Annotated in this window: 13 protein-coding genes; 7 read left to right on the forward strand and 6 right to left on the reverse strand. The window is 61.5% G+C overall.

Translation table 11 applies throughout. The annotated features are described in order from the left end of the window. The first annotated feature begins 57 nt into the window (after positions 1 to 57). The 3 genes from ychF to CHU95_RS09820 all read left to right on the forward strand — a co-directional run bounded on the left by ychF (position 58) and on the right by CHU95_RS09820 (position 4872). The gene (ychF, locus tag CHU95_RS09810) at positions 58 to 1155 is read left to right on the forward strand and encodes a redox-regulated ATPase YchF (RefSeq protein WP_094456299.1); all 1098 of its coding nucleotides are present in this window, start codon (positions 58 to 60) and stop codon (positions 1153 to 1155) included. A 373-nt stretch (positions 1156 to 1528) separates the two neighbouring features. After that, positions 1529 to 2755, forward strand: a complete 1227-nt coding sequence (locus CHU95_RS09815; protein WP_133065496.1) for a hypothetical protein — start codon at positions 1529 to 1531, stop codon at positions 2753 to 2755. Between the two features lie 242 nt (positions 2756 to 2997). Further along, a complete protein-coding gene (locus CHU95_RS09820) occupies positions 2998 to 4872 on the forward strand; it encodes an autotransporter domain-containing protein (RefSeq protein ID WP_165772112.1) in 1875 nt (624 codons plus the stop codon). A gap of 70 nt (positions 4873 to 4942) precedes the next feature. Here the strand turns inward: CHU95_RS09820 and CHU95_RS09825 are convergent, their stop codons facing one another. The 6 genes from CHU95_RS09825 to CHU95_RS09850 form a co-directional block, all read right to left on the reverse strand. Further along, the gene (locus CHU95_RS09825; protein ID WP_133065497.1) at positions 4943 to 5827 is read right to left on the reverse strand and encodes a calcium-binding protein; all 885 of its coding nucleotides are present in this window, start codon (positions 5825 to 5827) and stop codon (positions 4943 to 4945) included. Positions 5828 to 5962: 135 nt separating this feature from the next. Continuing rightward, positions 5963 to 8335 carry an efflux RND transporter permease subunit gene (locus CHU95_RS09830; RefSeq protein WP_094456158.1) on the reverse strand — a complete coding sequence of 791 codons (2373 nt, stop codon included), beginning with the start codon at positions 8333 to 8335 and terminating at the stop codon, positions 5963 to 5965. 50 nt (positions 8336 to 8385) lie between these two features. Then, the gene (locus CHU95_RS09835) at positions 8386 to 9303 is read right to left on the reverse strand and encodes a WD40/YVTN/BNR-like repeat-containing protein (protein ID WP_245838099.1); all 918 of its coding nucleotides are present in this window, start codon (positions 9301 to 9303) and stop codon (positions 8386 to 8388) included. Between the two features lie 142 nt (positions 9304 to 9445). Then, positions 9446 to 10783, reverse strand: a complete 1338-nt coding sequence (locus CHU95_RS09840) for a DUF1329 domain-containing protein (protein WP_094456160.1) — start codon at positions 10781 to 10783, stop codon at positions 9446 to 9448. Between the two features lie 47 nt (positions 10784 to 10830). Next, positions 10831 to 13065 (reverse strand): DUF1302 domain-containing protein, encoded by a 2235-nt coding sequence (locus CHU95_RS09845; RefSeq protein ID WP_094456161.1) that lies wholly within the window; start codon positions 13063 to 13065, stop codon positions 10831 to 10833. Positions 13066 to 13393: 328 nt separating this feature from the next. Continuing rightward, complete coding sequence (locus tag CHU95_RS09850; protein WP_245838101.1) at positions 13394 to 16294, reverse strand: EAL domain-containing protein; 2901 nt, start codon at positions 16292 to 16294, stop codon at positions 13394 to 13396. Between the two features lie 326 nt (positions 16295 to 16620). Between CHU95_RS09850 and CHU95_RS09855 the strand changes: the two genes are divergently transcribed. From CHU95_RS09855 to livG, 4 genes are all read left to right on the forward strand, one after another. Beyond that, positions 16621 to 17535, forward strand: a complete 915-nt coding sequence (locus CHU95_RS09855; RefSeq protein WP_094456163.1) for a 2-dehydropantoate 2-reductase — start codon at positions 16621 to 16623, stop codon at positions 17533 to 17535. A gap of 136 nt (positions 17536 to 17671) precedes the next feature. Continuing rightward, a complete protein-coding gene (locus CHU95_RS09860; protein WP_245838104.1) occupies positions 17672 to 18601 on the forward strand; it encodes an ABC transporter permease subunit in 930 nt (309 codons plus the stop codon). A 2-nt stretch (positions 18602 to 18603) separates the two neighbouring features. Next, positions 18604 to 19896, forward strand: a complete 1293-nt coding sequence (livM, locus tag CHU95_RS09865; RefSeq protein WP_094456164.1) for a high-affinity branched-chain amino acid ABC transporter permease LivM — start codon at positions 18604 to 18606, stop codon at positions 19894 to 19896. Beyond that, positions 19893 to 20747, forward strand: a complete 855-nt coding sequence (livG, locus tag CHU95_RS09870) for a high-affinity branched-chain amino acid ABC transporter ATP-binding protein LivG (RefSeq protein ID WP_094456165.1) — start codon at positions 19893 to 19895, stop codon at positions 20745 to 20747. The genes livM and livG overlap by 4 nt, the downstream gene beginning before the upstream one ends. Positions 20748 to 20749: the final 2 nt, after the last annotated feature.

Genomic DNA, 20749 nt, shown 5'->3' on the forward strand with positions numbered 1-20749 from the left:
ATCCGAATGGCCGATAACCGGCACAATCCTGAACCATATTCGGCAAAGCATCGTCCCATGGGTTTCAACTGCGGTATCGTCGGCCTGCCCAATGTCGGCAAGTCCACCCTGTTCAACGCGCTGACCAGCACAGCAGCGGCTGAAGCCGCGAACTATCCGTTCTGCACGATCGAACCCAATGTCGGTCGTGTCGGCGTGCCGGACCCGCGTCTGGACAAGCTGGCTGAAATCGCCAAATCGCAGAAGATCGTGCCCACGCAACTTGAATTCGTGGACATTGCTGGTCTGGTGCGCGGCGCCTCAAAGGGTGAAGGTCTGGGCAACCAGTTCCTGGCCAATATCCGTGAGGTCGATGCCATCGTCCATGTCCTGCGCTGCTTTGAGGATGGCGACATCACCCATGTCGAAGGCTCCATCGAGCCGGTCCGCGATGCGGAGACGGTCGAAACGGAGCTGATGCTGGCCGATATGGACAGCCTGGAAAAGCGCCTGCCGCCGCTGCAGAAAAAGGCCAAGGCCGGTGACAAGGACGCCAAGGCGCTGTCCGAGCTGATGGAACGTGTGCTGAACGCCCTGCGCGATGGCCGCCCGGCCCGGTCCGTGGAGATCAGCAACGAAGAACGCGACATGTTCAAGCAGATGGCGCTGCTGACCGGCAAGCCGGTTCTATATGTCTGCAATGTGGAAGAAGCGTCGGCCGGCAGCGGCAACGCCTTGTCCGCCAAGGTGGCCGAAATGGCTGCTCGCCAGGGTGCCGCCAGCGTTGTGATCTCTGCCGCGATTGAGGCGGAACTGTCGCAGTTGCCGTCCGAAGACAAGCTGGAATACCTGTCGTCGCTGGGCCTGGAAGAGCCGGGGCTGAACCGTCTGATCCGCGCTGGCTACGGGCTGCTGGGTCTTCTGACCTTCTTCACCGTGGGCCCGAAGGAAGCCCGCGCCTGGACGGTGCGCAAGGGCGCTAAGGCGCCGGAAGCCGCCGGCGTCATCCATACAGATTTTGAACGCGGCTTCATTAAGGCCGAAACCGTCGACTATAACAGCTACGTCACGCTGGGCGGTGAGGTCGGGGCCAAGGAAGCCGGCAAGATGCGCATGGAAGGCAAGGAATACCTGGTCCATGACGGCGACATCTTCCATTTCCGCTTTAACGTCTGATCCGCGCCCTCGTCACCCGCGTCCCCTGCACAGGAAAAGCCCCGTCATCCGGCGGGGCTTTTTCTTTGCCATTCGGAAACGATTGAAACACCCACCCTATCCGTTCCGGCGCGCGATTCGCCCGACCCCGGGCGACCCTTGCCCCGATCATCCGGTCCGGCCAACGGTATCCGCGAACAGGACCCGTATGTTTTTTCTGCCGTTTCAATGGGGTACGATCCTGTTTGTACAGTGATGCCGTATTTCAGCATTATGAATTAAGCAACTTATTGACCCCCGGCAGCGTCTGGCGTATCCATTTGGCATCGGGGCTGGCAATCCGGCGGCGCTCCCCTTGGGGATGGCGACCGCCCTATTAAGAGGCATGCGTGCCATGAGTTCGCAGATACTCACCTTCGACAAATCCGGCCTGACCCTGCGGTCGCTGACGGGCATGTCGATGCCTTTGCCGGGTGTCGATACCGTTGGCGTCAACGCGGTGGTCGCTGGTGCACTCTCTGCCGATGGCGTCGCCGATGTGGTGGTCGGCCGTGACGACGGCACTTTCTCCTGGTTCAACGGCCAGCCCGGCGGCGAGAAGCCGGTGGAGAAGCCGTTGGAACTGCCGCTTCCCATTCCGCGCATGTTCGGTGTGGAACGGGTGACGGAGTTGCTGGGCATCGCCGATGCCAATGGCGATGGCCGGAATGAGGTGATTTTCACCTCCTATCTCCTCTACAGCGATACGCCCGCCCCGGTGGATGACCCGGCCCCGCCCAGCGGCGCGCCGGGGGAAGAGCCGATCTTCACCATCCTGCCCTACCCTATGCCGCCACGGCCCATCGCTGTGGGCGAACCGGCGCCGGGCAGTTTCGATCTGTCGACCCTTGATTTTTCCGACATCAAGGTCGATCTGCGTGGCGTGCTGATGACCACCGGGAACGAGGTCTATGTCCCCGGCCCCGACCAGGATATCGCCGTGGGGGAACCCCACCCCGACAATGGCCGTTACGCACCGCCGGCTAAGCAGATTTACGGCGTCGACACCGATACCGGCACTGTCTACGTCATCTGGGACAACCAGGACCGCAACCACGAATTTGTGGCCCTGGGCAATCTGGATGGCCGTGGCGGTGTCGATGTGCTGTTCCGCGACAAGAGCACGGGTGATCTCTATGTAAAGAACGACCTGTCGGACGCCTATTACGTTAGCGGCATTGGTTCCGACGGTGTGGTATCGGTCGCAGCGGTGGGTAACTTCCACGGCGAAGACAGCCTGGATGAAATCCTGTTTTTCAATGCGGAGACGCGGGAGTTCAGTGTCTGGGTGCATCCGCCCTTCGACATTGCCACCAGCTACATGGGCGGCATTGATTATTTCAAGACCGTGTTCAAGCTGGATTTCGGGTGGGATTTTGTTGGCACCCAGGATATCGACGGTGACGGGCTGGAGGACATCATCGTCGCCGCCGTGGGTGATTTCGCCCCCCATCAGCCGGGGGCGCTGGCACCTGTCGCCTATTTCAGCAGCGCCAAGGAAGAATTGGTGGAACTGGGCAGCTTTGACCCGTTCTCGCTGCGGGCCATTGGAAACTTCTTCGACGGTCCCAGCATTCTGTAACAGACCGTGCCCGGCTTATCGGGGAGGTCCTGACGCGGGCGGTTCCATGACGGAACCGCCCGTTTTTCATGCAGGATCGGGCCACGGTTGTGTCATCAGCGCCGCAATCGCTGGAATAATGCATCGGTGTACATAGGTTACGTTACGTCACCCCCTTCCGTGGCGGGCACGCATTGGATACGGTCATGGCCGTGCTGAATCGGGCAACAAAACCAAGGCCCGACCATGGGAGGAACCTATTGATGAGCCACAAACTTCTGGGCGGCACCGCCCTCGCCGCCGTCCTGTCCCTGTCCGCCATCGCCATAGACGCCCCGGCCGCTCAGGCCCAGGGGATCGACATCTCCTCGCTGGTCGTGTTCGGCGACAGCCTGAGTGACACCGATAATCTGAGAAACCTCAACCCGGCCACCCGCCCCGGCGCCCCCTATGTCAATGGCCGGTTCTCCAATGGTCCCGTCTGGGCTGAAAATCTGGCGACCCTGACGGGTCTCAGTGTCAGCAGCCGTGCCTATGGCGGTGCCCGTGCCACCCGCACCACGGCCATCGATCTGACGGCCCAGGTCGATGCCTATCTGGCGGGTGGAACCACCATCCCGGCCAGCCGCGGTGTCGGCATCTGGATCGGCGGCAATGATTATATCGCCGTGCTGACCCAGCCGCAGGCGAACCCGACGGCCGCCGCCCAGGCCGCCATTGCCGCCACCACCGGCGTGATCACGGCCCAGGCCGGCCGGCTTTACAATGCCGGGGCGCGTCAGTTTATGCTGTTCAATCTGCCGCCGCTGGGCTCCATCCCGCTGACCAGCAGCCTGTCGGCCGCCGACAAGGCCAGCGCCAACACCGTCTCCGACCTGCATGCGCAGGCTATCAAGGCTGCCGCGGCCGCTTTGCGCGCCCAGGGCGCGACTGTGACGGTGGTGGATGTGCAGACCCTGTTCCAGGGACTGGCCTCATCCCCCTCCACCTATGGCTTTACCAATGTCACCACGCCCTGCTTCGCGCCGATCGGGCCGGGCGGGTCGCTGGTGGCCACGGGTGTCTGCGCCACGGCCGCCGGGGCCGCCGGTACGGTCTTCTTTGATGCGCTGCACCCCACGGCGGCGGCACACCAGATGATTGCCGAATATACCTACGGCACCGTCTCGGCAACCTTCGAAGCGCCGGCCGCCATGGCCGTCACCACCGATGCCGCCCAACGGCTGCTGGATCTGGCCAATGAAGGCGTGGCCGCCCGGATGGCCGGTGCCCGCACTGGCCAGGGATCGGTGAATGTCATCGGCGCCCAGACCGGCCAGGATGATCGCTTCGGCATGTTTGCCTTCGGCTCCTATGTTGATGGCAAGCGTGACCCGATCACCGGCCAGTCTGGTTATGATTATGATGGGTTCAATGCCGGTTTCGGCTTCGACTACCAGGTCGACCGGCACGTCATCGCCGGCGTTGCCTTCAGCTATGGCAACCTGAACGCCAAGATCGACGATGATTATGCCAAGCTGGATGCCACGGCCTATAATCTGACCGCCTATGTCACCGCAGCGGCGGACGACCTGTGGATGGATACGGCCCTGTCCTACAGCTTCGATGATTATAAGTCCCGCCGCGCCACGCGCTTCACCCCCTTTGCCACCGCCTCTGGCGATTACAAGGGCAATACCTATGCGCTGGGCACCACCATCGGCTACACGCCGGTCGCCGGTTCCTTTGCAATGGGCCCGGTGGTTGGCGTGCGCTATGCAAAAAGCCGTGTTGAAGGCTTTGGCGAAACCGGCGGCGGCCCGCTGTCCCTGACCTGGGACGATTACACGGCCAGCAGCCTGCTGGGCAGCGTTGGCGGTCAGATCAGCGGCGTCGGCACCAGCTTCGTGCCGCAGGTCCGCATCGCCTACGAGCATGAGTTCAACGGCGATGACCGTGCCGTCATCGGCCGCTTCGCCAACGGTGAGCTGGCCACCACCGATCCCGGAGCGGGCAAGCGTGGCCGTTTGGCCCTGGGCGCCAGCCTGGTGCATGAGACGGCCGAAAATGTCGCGGTGGCGCTGGGCTATAACGGCCACTTCGCGGGCGGCGACCGTACCGACCATGCCCTGACGGCGCATCTGAAGATCGGCTTCTGATCTCCGGGTATCCGGAAAAGACAAAGGCCGCGGCGGTTATCCGTCGCGGCCTTTTTTATTGAACCCACGCCTATCGCAGCGGTTCGTCCTGCATGGGGAATTTGCTGTTCAGCGTCCGGATGAAGGCGTGGCCATGATGCTGAATTTCCAGGAAAGCGGCGTTGGAGATATGCGGCTTGAAGATCTGGAAGGTGCGCAGCACGCCGTAGGTCGCCGCGCTTTCCAGCGGCCCGAACAGGCTCGTATCGTAATCAAGGAAGGATGGCCGCCCCATCCAGTGACGCAATTGTTCAGCCGACAGGAAATAGGTGCCCGAATGCGGGTTCTTGGCCTGAACGAACAGCATGTCCTGATCCAGGAACTGCGCTTTTAACTTCACCTGCCCTTTCGGCATGATCTGACGGACCAGTGACTCTGACAGATCACCATCAATATAGACCTTGTGCCAGGGCCCGCCCGACACCTCGAACCGGTTCGGCTGCAACAGGACCATGGGGGTGGTATGGCGCTGAAACCAGGACAGTTTGCTAAGGAACCAGGGATCAGTCAGAATCAGGTCGTCTTCCATGAAGGCGTACCAGTCATAGCCACCGGCCCGTTCCTGGATCACGCGCTGGCATTCAAAGCCCAGCATCATCGGATCTTCAATATCGACCGCCACCTGGGTGAAAAAGCTGCCCAGATCCTGGATCTGATCCAGCAGATGATCCTCACCCACTGTGCAGATCACAATATCCAGCGCCACGCGCTGCACCGGTTCAATCGGGTAGCCAACCTTGTCACCCACCTGGATGACCGCGTGCTTGCTGCCCAGGGTCTGATGCAGTGCCGACAGGCAGCGCCGCAGCGCCTGGATACGACTGGCCGCCTTTTCCCGGCCTGATCCGTACAGGGGATTGGACCCTTCCCGGAAAAAGTGCGGGATGGTCACCAGCATGCGGGGAGTTTGCGTCATGCCCCCGGCCCCTGCTTACGCCCTGTTATATCAACCACGCTCATCACCCGCGCTCATCAACACCGCGTCAGGGCCATGATGGGCCGCCGACGCGGTGCGAAGCTGGCGATATCCCCTGATCCTGTCAAGCCGGGCTCAATGCACCGCAAATGTCCGCTTGGACGCACGGCGCACTTCCGCCTCATACAGTTTGGGAAAGGCCTTGTAGAGCAGAGCGGCCACCGCCGGCAGCAGCACGACCGCGCCGACCATGTTGGCCAGGAAGATGAAGGTCAGCAAAACGCCCATATCGGCCTGGAACTTCAAGTCGGAGAAGATCCAGGTTGCCGTGGCCACCGCTAGTGTCAGGCCGGTAAACAGCACCGAACTGCCAGTCTCCTGAAGTGTGCGGTAATAGGCCTCGGCAAAGTTTAAGCCGTGCTTCAGGTAGGATTGCAGCCGGTTGAAAATATAGAGGCCATAATCCACGCCGATCCCCACACCCAGCGCCGCCGCCGGCAGGGTGGAGATCTTCAGGCCGATCCCCAGCCAGGTCATCATGGCGTTGCACAGGATCGACACCACGATCAGCGGCAGCACCGTGGCCAACGCGCCGACCAGCGATCGGAAGGTGATGACGCAGAACAGGATGACGGTCGCATAGACCAGCAGCAGCATGGGCTTTTCCGCTGCCATCACCGCCTGATTGGTGGCTGCCATGACACCAACATTGCCGGTGGCCAGGTTGAAGCTGACCGTTTCGGACGGGTTATCCGCCTTATATTTCTCCACCGCATCGACGATGCGCTGGATCGTCTCCGCCTTATGGTCCTTGGTGAAGATCATCACCGGCATGACCGAACAGTTGGAATTCAACAGGCCGGTCGAGGTTTCAATCGGGGTCACGGTTCGAACCAGGACCTGCGAATTGCGCGGCAGCACGCGCCAATTCAGATTGCCTTCATTCCAGCCGGCATTGACCGTCTTCATGGCGGTGGCCATGGACATGGTCGATTGCACGCCATCGACATTGGAGATGGCCCAGGTGAAATCATCAACCTGCTTCATCACATTATAGTCGATACAGCCATCGGCCTTCGTCTCCACGATTACCTGGATCACATCCACGCCGATGGCGAACCGGTCGACAATCAATTGCGCGTCAAGATTATAGCGGCTGTCCGGCCAGAGTTCGGGCACACCCGCCTCGGTGTCGCCCACCGTCATCTTCCGCTGTTCCCACAGCGAGATGCCGAAAACCACCAGACCAATCAGCACCATGACAATGGCACCCTTGGGCCGGGCGAAGACGGCAAACCAAGCCCAGACCTTGTCGAACCGGTCCACTTGACCCGCGACGCGGGCGCGGTACTTGTCGCCCAGCGGCAGGAAGGACAGCACCACCGGCAGCACCCAGAGATGGGTGATGATGATGATCAGCATGCCGATCGAAGCCGAAACCGCCAGTTCCTGGATCATCTGGATCTGGATGATGGCGATGGTGACAAAGGCCAGGGCATCGGTCACAAGCGCCGACGCGCCGGGGATCAAAAGACGTTCAAAGCTGATCCGCGACGCGGTGAAGGCATCGGCCCCCTTGCCCATTTCCTGGGTAATGGTCCCGACATTCTGCACGCCATGGCTGATGGCGATGGCAAAAACCAGGAATGGCACCAGGATCGACAACGGATCAATGCCATAGCCGAGCAGCACCAACAGCCCGAATTGCCAGATGACGGTGCAGAGCGAGATGCCCAGCATCGCGAAGGTCATCATCCAGCTTTTGCCATAGCCATAGACCAGCACTGCGGTAATGACAAAAGCGATGGCGAAGAACAGGACCACACTCTTGGCGCCGTCGGCAATGTCCCCCATCGCCTTGGCAAAGCCGATGATATGGACCTGGATCTTGTCATCCTCATACTTGGCGCGGATGGACTCGAGCTGTTGCGCAACGGCCATGTAATCCAGCTTCTCGCCGGTGCGCGGGTCCTTTTCCACCAACTGCACGGACACCAGGGCCGCCGTAAAATCTTCGGCCACCAGACGCCCGACCTGACCCGATTTCAGCACATTTTCGCGGACGACAGGCAACCACTCATCATTGGGCTGGAACTCGGCAGGGATGACATTGCCGCCGGCAAACCCGTCCTCCACGATCTCGATGAAGCGGACATTGGGGGTGAAGATGCTGGTGACGCTGGCGCGGTCCACGCCGGGAACGAAGAACACCTCGTCCGTCACCTGCTTCAGCCGGGTCATGAATTCCGGCGTATAGATGTCCCCTTCCTTCACCGACAGGGCGACCAGCACCCGGTTGGCACCCCCGAACTCCTTCATATGCTTGGTGAAAGTCTGCATATAGGGATGGTCGAGCGGCAGGGTCTTCTCAAACCCGGCATCGACACGCAGCTTGGCGCCCTGCCAGCCCATGAAGGCCGTCAGCAGACCGAACACCACCAGGATCAGGATCCGGTTACGAAAGGTCCAGTGTTCGAGACGGGACAGGAAGGTCGGGGACTGGGACATGTCGGTTCGCCTTGGCGTTCAAGGGATCGGGGCGGGGCAATGGCGACGCGTCAGCGCGACTGCGGGATTGGCCCGTGCTCACCCAGCAGAATAAGGTTGCCGTCAGCAGCCTGGATGGCATCAGCCAGCGCCACACGGTCAGCACGTTTGGTGGTGGCGAAAGTACGGCCGCCATCGCCGCTGGTCAGGACGGCCCCCTGGGCCCCCACCAGCACCACCGATCCATCGGCCAGCACGGCACCGCCCATCAGACCGGCCGTGGTGTTGCTTTCAATAGCCGTCCAGCTTTTGCCGCCATCGTCGCTGCGCAGAATATTGCCCTGCAACCCGTAGGCCAGGAAGCTCTGTGGCCCCAGGACCAAGGCATCGAAGAAGGACCCGTCATAGGGGCTTTCCAGGGCGGTCCAGGTGGCCCCGGCATCAGCACTGAACATCAGGGTGCCGGCTTCCCCCACGATCAGGCGGGTTTCCGGGGTCGGCGCCAGTATGGCATTGAAGTGGAAATCATCGTCGCTGATCTGCCGGCTGTTCCAGGTGGCACCGCCATCGGTGGTTTCCAGATACAGGCCATAGGCGCCAACCGCGATACCATGCTGGCCATCGGCGGCGAACAGCACATCCATCAGCGGTTGCTCCAATTCCGGGTCGGCATGCTGAACTGTCCAGCTTTCGCCCCCATCCTCGGTCCGCAGGATCACCGCGTCATGACCAACGGCCCAGCCGCGCTGGGGCCCGGCAAAAGACACGCCCGTCAGGGCCGCATTGGCCGGGACCGGCACCTGCCGCCAGACCTTGCCATGATCATCGGACAACAGGATATGGCCCCGTTCACCCACTGCCACCAACCGGTCACCAGCCCGCGCCGCGCCCAGGATCAGGGATTGGGTGGCGAGCGGCGCGATCACTGCCGGACGCAGGACCGGGGCGGCCACCTCCTGCGCTGCCACGGGCAGGGTTCCCAGGACCATCAGGCAAAGCCCTGTGGCAAGGGGACGGAGGGCGGAGGAGCATCGGAGCATCGGATCACCGGGCGAGGTTTGGTTAATAGCCGCCAGAGACGGAAAAGGGCCGGCCGGTTCGCCACCGGCCGGCCCGTCATTCTACCGCCGATCAGCGCACGCCGGCACGGCGCAGGCTGTCAGGCGAGAAGTCGGCATCAGTGAACTTGCTGTCGAACTTATACGGGGCTTCCTGGTTGTCCAGACCCAGCGCCGTGTAACGACCCGACTGCAAGTCATACAGCACGTCCAGCGTCGACCAGTAGGTCGGCATGGAATAGTAGTTCACGCCATGGCTTTCGGCCACACGCCACATTTCGCCACGGGCATCCAGATGGTCGGCCACGACGATCTGCCAGGTATCCTCATCAATGTAGAAGCGACGCTTGGCATAGATGTGGCTGGTGCCCGGCTTCAGGGTCGCTTCCACAACCCAGACACGGTGCAGTTCATAGCGGGCCAGATCCTGGTTGATGTGGCCAGCCTTGATAATGTCGTCGTACTTCGTTTCCTTGGCATGCAGCTTGTAGGAATTGTACGGAACGTACATTTCCTTACGGCCAATCAGCTTCCAGTCATAACGGTCCGGCGCACCGGAATAGATGTCGAAATTATCCGTGGTGCGCAGGCCATCGGATGCTGTACCGGGATTGTCATAAGCGACGTTCGGGGCGCGGCGCACGCGACGCTGACCGGGATTGTAGGTCCAAGCCGATCGCGGTTCCTTCACCTGATTGATCGTCTCATGCACCAGCAGGATTTCGCCGGCCAGACGGGCGGGGCTGGTCACTTCCTGCAGGAAGTAGAGCGAGGTATTGGCCGGGGCGCCGCCGGGGGCCTGGTACAGGTACTTCACCTGTTCCTTCAAGGTGATCAGCGTATAGGAACCGTCGGTCTGCGGGTTGGCCTGACCGACCGTCCGTTCCGTCGCCTCACCGCGATAGCGCAGCAGGTGGTTCCAGACGGCTTCCACCCCTTCCTTCGGGATGGGGAACGGCACACCTTCCTTCGCCCCTTCCACACCATTACCGCCATCGGCCAGCTTGGCGCGGGTAGCATTGGCAATGGTCTCTTTGTAGATGCGCTCCGGGTAAGACGCGCTGCGGCGGGTCGGATACACGTTCATCTTGTAGGTCGGATAACGCTTCAGCATGGCCTTAAGGCCTTCCGGCAGCTTATCCTGGTATTGCGCCATGTTGGCGGCCGTGATGGTGAACTTGATCTTGTCGTCGGGGAACGGGTCCACCTCGATGGTCCCGGGCTGCCAGTTGGCGGGCGGCTTGGTGATGCCGCCGGTCCATTCCGGAATGGTGCCATCGGCGTTGCCGGCCTTGATGGCGCCCATCGGCGTCAGGGTCTTGCCCAGATCGGCGGCGGTCTGCGCCAGGGCGGGAAGGCTGAACGCCAGGGCGATGGCGCCACCCAACAGAGCGGTTTTCATACGGAACATGCGTTTCCTCCTCGATCGCTAGCTTCTTGTATGGTCGTGGCGCGGCATCAGAACGAATATTTGACGCTGGCCGACACGAAGTCGCGATCGTTGATCAGGTTGAACTTTCCGGCCCCGAAGAAGTTGGAATAAGCAAGGTCGACCGTGATGGTCTCACGCACCAAGGCGCGCAGGCCCAGGCTGACGGCCTTGCGGCCTTCCACGAAGTTGCCCAGCGGCGTCGGCGTGGTGCCGTTCACGTCATGCTGCCAGGAAATCGAAGGATAGAGATTGATACCCGGCAGAGCGTTCAGATAATCGAAGCGGATGGCGGCGCGGTAACCCCAGGAGAAGGCATCCGCGAACCCGTCGGTGGCCAGATCGGCCATGCCGCCACGGCCCACAAAGACCGGGTTACCGCCAACGACCGTACCCGGCCCTTCCAGGCGCAGCACAGACTTGTCCGGCATATCGGAAATCCAGGTGCCACCAACTTCGGTGACAACCACCCACTGGTCCGCCCCAAAGGCCCGCTCAAACGCCTTAGTGGCGGTCATCTGAGCCTGGGTGACGTCGAATTCTTCCCAGCCCTGAATGCGCTTGCCAAAGTAACGGTTGGCCAGGTCGGCGGTGACGGCCGCGGCCGTCGTGCCCTGGATCGTGCCAATCTTACGGACGATCTGATTGGTATTGAACAGGGCAGCAGCACCCACGGCCGCCTGGTTGGCACCAGTCGTCGCACCCGCCGCCGCGCCGGCATTTTCAAACGCCGCACGCGTACCACCCGGCGAACCGGCAGCAGAGGCGATACCGGCGCTGATGGCACCCGCCACTGTCGGGTTGATCGCCTGGATCTGTTCAAACGTCAGGCCCGTGAAGGGACGCAGCGCCGGATTACCGGCGATGGCGGCAGCCACGGCGCTGTTGAAGGTAGCGCTGCCCTGGGCCCGGCCTGCGGCGGCACCGGCGGCCTGTCCCTGGGCAATGGAGCCCAGGATGGACGGGGCGGCCAGCGTCGCCTGCAACAGTTCAACGTCGTCAAGCTGCAGCGGCTGGTCCTTGCGGAAGCTGATTTCGCCCTGAAGCGAAATGCCGAACGGGATGGTGGTGTTGAAGCTGGCCCCGAACAACTGAATATCTTCAGGATATTCAGCCCGGTAGGACGAGTTCTGGGTGAAGGTCGACGAGCTTGCCTGGAACTGCGACAAGCTGCCGACGATGGAGCTGAGCACGGGCGTGCGCGAATGCAGGTTCGTGTAGTACAGCCCGAATTCGGTATCGTTCAGCTCTTCCGCGAAGATGCGCAGGGCCAGACCATACTGCCCGCTATCGCTGGGCGTATCGTCCTTGGAACGGGGCACCACGGTGCCAAACGGGGTCAGCGACTGCACACCCCGGAACCCGTTCAGCAATGGGTTGGGGTAACGGTCAACGGGGAAGACATTACCGCCGGCAACAGCACCCTGGTTGGGGCTATCGGTGAACAGATAGTTGCCGAAACCGATAAACAGCCGCTCACCACCGGGCGATGCCGCATCATTGGTGGAGAAGAAGGAACCCGCCGCTTCCGGCTCGGTATTGTCCCACTTGAACTGATAGAAGGCCTCCAACGAGATATTTTCATTGAAGGAGAAGTTGATGTCGGCGATCGGCACCGGCAGGAAACCTTCCTTCAACTCCGAACCGGGCACGCGCAGGGCGGACACATCCAGCGGGTTGATGGAGTTGATGCCGTTCTGAATGAAGGTGCTCTCACCCCAGCTCAGCACCTGCTTGCCCAGACGGACCGAAAGGTTGGAGGTTTCGCCAACAGCGAAGTCGCCATAGACAAACGCATCCAACAGGTCGAAATCGCGGCCGATCCGTTCCACCGTGTCGGAATTGAACGCAAAACGGTTGGTGCGCGCGCCATTGGTCGAGGATTTCTTGGCGTTCACCATATCGTAAAAATAGGTGCCGCGGACAAAGGCACCCAGATTACCGTAGCTCAGCTTCAGTTCGTGCGTGGCACGACCGGCGAGCGACACCAGGCCTTTGTCATAATTCAGATTGCCATTGTCGCCATTGATCGAATGGGCGCGGCCGCCATTGGCGACGCCGATCAGATTCGGATCACGACCCTGAACGCGGAACAACGCGCCCATGGTCAGGGTCGTATCGAAGCTGCCGCTTAACTCACCGCGGTTGAAGCTGACAGCCTGGGCGCTGCCCACCGCCAGCATCGGGGCCAGGATGGCTGCGGCACTGACCCCGGCCAGTACCCGGCGATCCGTGCGCAACCGTGGCGTCAATTTGTGTGCCATGCGTTTCCTCCTCGCATCCCATTCTTATCATTCCCCGGTTGTGGGCCGGTGGCCGACCCCATTCTGGAGCCGGGGGAATTTCGCGTAACCTTGTCCTTAAGGCCGCCATGTGGGGACGTCAAGGCTTCTATGCGTGTTATGTCTCCAACGGGATCGTTTGATGCCCGGATTGGCAAAAAAGACACATTTTTTGTCCAGTTTCCAATGGCTTGAACGGATTTGCGGCAGTCCGGTCAAACGCCCGTTTATTGGGCACCGCTCCCGCGTTACGGGAAATTTTGCACTTGCGAATGACGAAAATGCCTCTCAAACCCTTGTGACGTTTACGTCAACCTGCAACTTCCAGCACACCAGTGGGTTGCAGGAATCGGGCTTCGAGATCGCCGGGGGGCAGCGGCCGGGAGAAGAAGTAGCCCTGAAGCTCATCGCAATGATGCTGACGCAGGAATTCCAACTGCTCTTCCGTCTCGATCCCTTCGGCCACCACTTTCAGGCCCAACTGACGGCCCATGGCGATAATGGTGGCGGCAATGGCGCCGGTATCGGCATTGGTCGGCGCCTCGTTCACAAATGAACGGTCAACCTTCAGGGTGGTGATGGGCAGACGGCGCAGATAGGAGAGCGAGGAATAACCGGTTCCGAAATCATCGATGGCGATTCGGATACCGCGACCACGGATTTCGTTCAGCGTGTCGGCGATATAGGCGAGGTTGGACATCATCGCCGTTTCGGTGATCTCAATCTCCAGCAGTTCGGGCGGCACCCCATATTCCTGGCACAACGCGAAAACACGCTCCCCAAACATTGGGGTGGCAATCTGCCGGACGGAAACATTGACCGCCACCGGGATCGGGGCAAACCCGCGGCTGCGCCAATCCTGGATCTGGGCCAGGGCGGCGCGCATGACCCATTCGCCGAGCGGAACGATCAGGCCAGTTTCTTCCGCTACCGGAATGAACTTGCCGGGCGGGATCATGCCGATCTCCGGATGCTGCCAGCGGATCAACGCTTCAACACCCACGGCCTGCATGTCGGCCATGGCGATCTTGGGCTGGTAATGCAGGAAGAACTGCCCCTGCTCCAGCGCTTCACGCAGCGAATGTTCCAACGACAGACGGGCCACCGCCGCTTCGTTCATTTCCGGCGTGAAGAAGCGATACCCATTACCGCCCGACGCCTTGGCATTGTGCATTGCCGTATCGGCGTCGCGCATCAGGGCATGGAAGTCCGCGCCGTCGCCGGGAAACAGCGAGATGCCGATTGACGTCGTCACGAACAGTTGCTGCCCATCGATGCCGAAAGGCCGGGACAGGCTGACCAGGATGGTTTCCGCCACACAGGCCGCCATCTGCGGATCAGGCAGATCCTCTGCGACGATCAGGAACTCATCGGCGCCCAACCGGCCCACCGTATCTGCGGCGCGCACACAGCTTCCCAGCCGTTGGGCAAGGGCGCGCAACAGCTTGTCGCCGGCCTGATGGCCCAGGCTGTCATTGACCAGCTTGAACCGGTCAACATCCAGCAACAGCACAGCGACGGTCGTATCCTTACGCCCGGCATGGGCCAGCGCATGCTGCAACCGATCCTGGACGAGGGTACGGTTGGGCAGGCCGGTCAGCGGATCATGGGTGCTGACATACATTAACTGTTCTTCAAACCGCTTGCGGTCCGACACGTCGGTCATGGTGCCGGTAAAGCGCAGCGGTCGGCCAGTCTCGTCCCGGATGGCCTGCCCTCTGGCTTCGATCCAGACCCAGGACCCGTCGCGATGGCGCAGGCGGTAGAGCGACAGGTAATCACCGACCTCACCATTCAGGTAGCGCTCGATCTGGTTCTGCGCCATGTCCTTGTCGTCGGGATGCAGCAACCCGTCGAACAGCTTGTTGGCATACATCGCGTCGACCGCGTCATAGCCCAGCATCTCGATAAATTCAGGCGACCACCAGTAGGTGCTCTTGGTGTAGGAATTGTCGAACACGCCCGACCGCGTGGCGCGCACGGCCAGTTTCAACCGTTCCTCACTCTCCCGCAGGGCCTGTTCGGCACGTTTGCGCTGGGTGATGTCCTGCACCACGCAGATGGCGGTGCGGCGGTCGCCCAGGCGCATCTGACTGACACCGAAGGCCATGGCGAACACTTCGCCCTGTCGGCGACGGCCCTGGATTTCGGCGCGATTATCGGGGCGCTGCTCTTCTTCGGCCCGACGCAAACAGGCCATCAGCGCCACCGCGACCCGTGTCCAGTCGCGTTCTTCGATCAGGGTCACGAAGGGCTGGCCGACCGCCTCGCCATTGGCATAGCCGAACAGCGCTTCCGCCGCACTGTTCATGGTTTCGATGCGCAGGTCTTCATCCAGGGTGATGATGCCATCGGCCACATTGTCCATGATGCCGGACAGGCGTGTCTCACGTTCACGCAGGGCCTGTTCAGCGCGCACCCGCTCGACCAGCGAATGGTCGAACTGCACCAGCACCTCGTTGATGGTCTTGGCCAACAAGCCCAGTTCGTCATCTTCATGGCGCATGGGCACCGACAGCAACTTGTCAGCCGGGCGCAGCGGATTGATCTCCGCAATGGCCGACGACATGCGCAGGAACGGCTTGGTCAGGGTGGAATAGAACATCACCACCAGGATCAGGGCCAGCGCCACTGTCCAGATGATACCCGTGGACAACACCACACCCGACCGCCGGAAAAATTCCTGTGCAATCAGAAACCGGTCGATGGAAACACGCAGTTCACCGACATTCTGGTTGTGACGTTCAATCACCAGCGGGATGGAGTAGGTCTTCTCCACCGGCAGCAGCATCTCTGCCAGCCATTTCAGTTGCCCCTCTGCCTGGGGACGTTCGCGGGCGGCCAGTTGGTTGCCGAAATCTTCCAGAATGACGGCACGGTAGATGGGTTTATATTCAAAAAGACCGGTCACCACGCGGTCGGCCAATGCCTGGTCGAAGGAATAGGCGCTTTCCGCCGCGGCTTCGCGCATGATCGACAGGACCTGGCGCACCAGTTGGTCCGACTGCCGTTCCATGTCCAGAAGGTCAATCGTGATCTGGGCTGTCGACAGCACAAGACCCAGCGCCAGCGTGACCAGCGCGGTATTACGCGCCTGTTTGAAGGACAAGCGTTTACGCAGCAGCACGCGCGCTACCGCCGACGTCTCCGTGTCCCCGCTCACTGGCAGGATGTCCGTCTCGGCCTGTTCAGGCGGTAACGTCGCTTTCATCCACACCTTGCGCACCATATCCGCTGCCGGGCCCCGTCCGCCCTTGCTTTGGATAACCCACCATCACAGGGGCGCCCATGATCGCCGCTCCTGCCGATATTTTCTGAAGGATAGTCTGCCTTCATACGTTTGGATATGACAATCCCTTTAGCTTGAAAGAGTTCAGAACTTCCGTATAGGTCGGATCGGACTGGAAAAGCGGCAATATTCGGCCCGGCCCAATGCCGCTGACCCTCTCGTTTCCACCGGTGGTTCCGTTGGATTTGTCATCGAATCGATGCCGGTTGCAGTGTTATCCGGGAAACAGGACAGGCAAGAGGACCCACATGCGTATCTTGATTCTGGGCGCCGGCGGCGTCGGCGGCTATTTCGGCGGGCGACTGATGGAGGCCGGTGCCAATGTCACGTTTCTGGTGCGGCCCCGGCGTCAGGCACAGTTGATGGAAAACTGGCTGCGGGTAGAAAGCCCGCACGGCAACATCCGTGTCCCGGCCCAAACGGTGACCAAAGCCCGCAAGCCCTATGACCTTGTCATCCTGACCTGCAAAGCCTGGGACCTGGATAGTGCCATTGATAGCGTCCTGCCAGCCATGGGACCTGACAGTTTCCTGATGCCCTTGCTTAACGGTATCCAGCATCTGGCAGCACTGGACGCCGCGTTCGGTCAGGCGCGGGTACTGGGCGGTCTTTGTCATATTCCCATCACGCTGGATGACCAAGGCGTGGTCCGGCACCTGTCGACAATCCACAAGCTGGTGTTTGGGGCCCGGCACGAGGCTCAGCAACCAGCGGTCACCGCCCTGGCCGATGCCTTTCGCCCGACCTGTGTGGATTGGCATCGCTCCGGCAATATTACCCAGGATCTTTGGGAGAAATACTTCTTCCTGGCCACCCTGGCCGGCTCCACCTGTCTGATGCGTGGTACGGTTGGTGCCATCAACCGGCAGCCGGGGGGAACGGATTTCATGAAGGCATTGCTGGCCGAATGCGCGGCCGTGGCCGCCGCTGAAGGCTTTCCGCCCCGCCCGGCGTTGCTGGCGGAATATGGCGCACAGATCATCGACGCCGCCAGCACGGTGAATGCCTCCATGGCGCGTGACGTGGCCAGGGGTGGCCGGACAGAGGCCGAACATATCCTGGGCCATCTCGCCGCCCGCGCGCAGGTTCATGGTGTGGCGACGCCGCTTTTGGATCTGGCATTGCTGCATCTGCGCGTACATGAGGGCGGGGCAGCCCCGTAACAGCCCTCTCCGATCACCACAAATCCCGCCAAGCACCCTTGCTGCCCCCTGCCCCCATCCGGTACGGTGGCGCACCTTCGCCGGTGCAAACCCTGCCACAGAGAATGGGGTGACCGGCCAATACGGACGGGGGCACATGGACGCGTCAGCACTGGGGACGTTTCTCCAATATCTCATCAATGGCCTGGCCTTGGGGGCCATTTATGGGTTGATCGCCATCGGATACACGATGGTGTACGGCATCATCCGCATGATCAATTTCGCCCATGGCGAGATTTACATGATCGGCGCCTTTGTGGCGGTTACCACCTTTTCCATCCTGGCGGCCGCCGGGGTGACATCGGTGCCGCTGGCATTGCTGCTGGTCCTGGTGATGGCCATCGCCTTCACCGCCGCTTATGGCTGGACAGTGGAGCGGGTGGCCTACCGGCCGCTGCGCGGGGCGCCGAAACTGGCCCCGCTGATCAGCGCTATCGGCATGTCGATCCTGTTGCAAAACTACGTTATGCAGACGCAGGGTGCGCGGCCCAAGCCTTTGGCACCGGTCATGAATGGTGGCGTGACGCTATGGCAGGGCGACGGGTTTGCCGTCAATGTCTCCTACATCCAACTGTTCATCATCCTGCTGACCGTGGCCCTGATGGTCGGCTTCACGCAGTTGATCAACCGCACCGCGCTGGGTCGGGCGCAACGGGCCTGCGAACAGGACCGCACCATGGCGGGCCTGCTGGGCATCAATGTCGATCGCACCATCAGCCTGACCTTTGTGATGGGCGCAGCATTGGCCGCCGTCGCCGGTGTGCTGGTCACCATGTATTACGGGGTGATCGACTTCTACATCGGCTTCCTGGCCGGCATGAAGGCCTTCACCGCGGCTGTGCTGGGCGGTATCGGTTCGCTGCCAGGCGCCATGCTGGGCGGGTTGCTGATCGGTCTGATCGAAGCGTTTTTCACCGGCTATGTGTCTGGTGCCTATAAGGATGTCGCGTCCTTCTCCGTGCTGATCCTGGTGCTGGTCTTCCGGCCCACAGGTCTGATGGGGCGCCCCGATATCGAGAAGGTGTGAGCATGGCCATCACGATCCAGCACCATCTCAAAGGCAGCATCATTGGCGGTCTGATCGCCATGGTGCTCGCCGTTCCCTTCATCGGCCTCTATACCGTATCCACCGACCAGGGTCTGGTGGTGCAAACCCGCTGGTCCTGGGTCGTGTGGTCCGGCGTCATGGTGCTGGTCGGCAGCCTTGCCGTGGCGCTGCTGCGCGATGTGCTGTCAGCAAGACGGGCGGGTAGGCCCAACCGGGCTGCGGGAACCAAACCCAAGCGGGACGATGCCCTGACGGCCAAATTGTCCAAGGGGTTTGCCATTGGCATCACCCTTTTTGCCATCACCCTGCCCTTCATGCCTTTCTCCGACCGCTACATCATGGATGTGGGCACCACGGTGCTGATCTTTGTGCTGTTGGGCATGGGTTTGAACGTGACGGTCGGGCTGGCCGGTCTGCTGGACCTGGGTTTCGTGGCCTTCTACGCCATCGGCGCCTACAGCTTCGCCATTCTGTCCACCACCCTGGGCTGGGGCTTCTGGGTCTGCCTCCCCCTCTCGGGGTTGATTGCGGCCCTGTTCGGGGCCCTGCTGTCGATGCCCATCTTGCGGCTGCGGGGTGATTATCTGGCCATTGTGACCTTAGGTTTTGGTGAGATCACCCGGATCATCATCCTGAACTGGCAGAGTTTCACCGGTGGTCCGGCCGGCATCAGCGGCATTCCCCGCCCCTCGCTGTTCGGCCTGTCCTTCGATCGGCGTCCGCCCGAGGGTCTGACCAGTTTCCATGAGGTCACGGGCATCAGCTTTGCCACCGAACACCGGCTGATGTTTTTGTACCTGATCGCCCTGTCCCTGGTGCTGGCTGCCGCCTGGGTGATCAAACGCCTGCGGGCCCTGCCCATCGGCCGCGCCTGGGAGGCACTGCGCGAGGATGAGATCGCCTGTCGGTCGCTGGGCATCAATCCGGTGGCCTCCAAGGTCTCGGCCTATGCGGTGGGCGGCATGCTGGGCGGCTTTGCTGGCTGTTTCTTCGCCGCGCGTCAGGGTTTCGTGTCGCCGGAAAGCTTCACCTTCATGGAAAGCGCCTTGATCCTGGCCATCGTGGTGTTGGGCGGGTTGGGCAGCCAGATCGGGGTGGTGATCGCGGCGCTGTTCATCGTGCTGTTGCCGGAGGTGGGCCGTGAATTCGCCGATTTCCGCATGATTGTGTTTGGCATTGCCATGATTGCCATCATGGTCTGGCGGCCGGGCGGGCTGCTGTCGCAGCGTATCCCCACCATCCGCCTGTCCAGCATCAAGGGAGAGGCGGCATGAACGCGCCTTTGCTGTCCGTCACGGGCCTGACCATGCGGTTCGGCGGTCTGGTCGCCGTCGATGGTGTCAATCTGACGGCTGAAACCAACAGGATCACGGCCCTGATCGGCCCCAACGGGGCCGGCAAGACCACGATCTTCAACTGTCTGACCGGCTTTTATAAGCCAACATCGGGTGAACTGACCCTGAACCGGCCGGGCCAGCTGCCGGTGTCGCTGCAAACCCTGCCCGGATATCAGGTGTCGCGCCACGGCGTGGTCCGCACCTTTCAGAATATCCGCCTGTTCCCGCGCATGACCGTGCTGGAAAACCTGCTGGTGGCCCAGCATGTCGGGCTGATGAAGAAGGCGGCGTTCGGTGTGGCCGGCCTGATCGGCCTGAAAGGCTGGCGCACGGCGGAGAAGGAAGCCATCGACCGCGCGCGTTTCTGGATCGAACGCCTTGACCTGACGTCGGTGGCCGATGAGGAGGCGGGCAACCTGTCCTATGGCGTGCAGCGCCGGGTGGAAATTGCCCGTGCCATGAATACCAACCCGCTCCTGCTCTGCCTGGACGAACCCGCCGCCGGCCTAAACCCCAAGGAGACCGGCGTGCTGGGAGAACTTCTCCAGGGCATTCGCGAACAGTTCGGCATCGGTATCCTGCTCATCGAACATGATATGGGGCTGGTCATGGGCATTTCCGACCGCATCCATGTGGTCGAATATGGCCGTAAGATCGCCGAAGGCACACCGGAGCAGATCCGCAGCGATGAGCGCGTGATCAAGGCCTATCTGGGCGAGCCGGATGAAGAGGAACTGCCCGCCATCGTCGCCGAGGATGTGGCCGGACAGGAAGGAGGCCGGGCATGAGC

It is taken from the genome of Niveispirillum lacus (assembly GCF_002251795.1).
GTDB lineage: Bacteria > Pseudomonadota > Alphaproteobacteria > Azospirillales > Azospirillaceae > Niveispirillum > Niveispirillum lacus.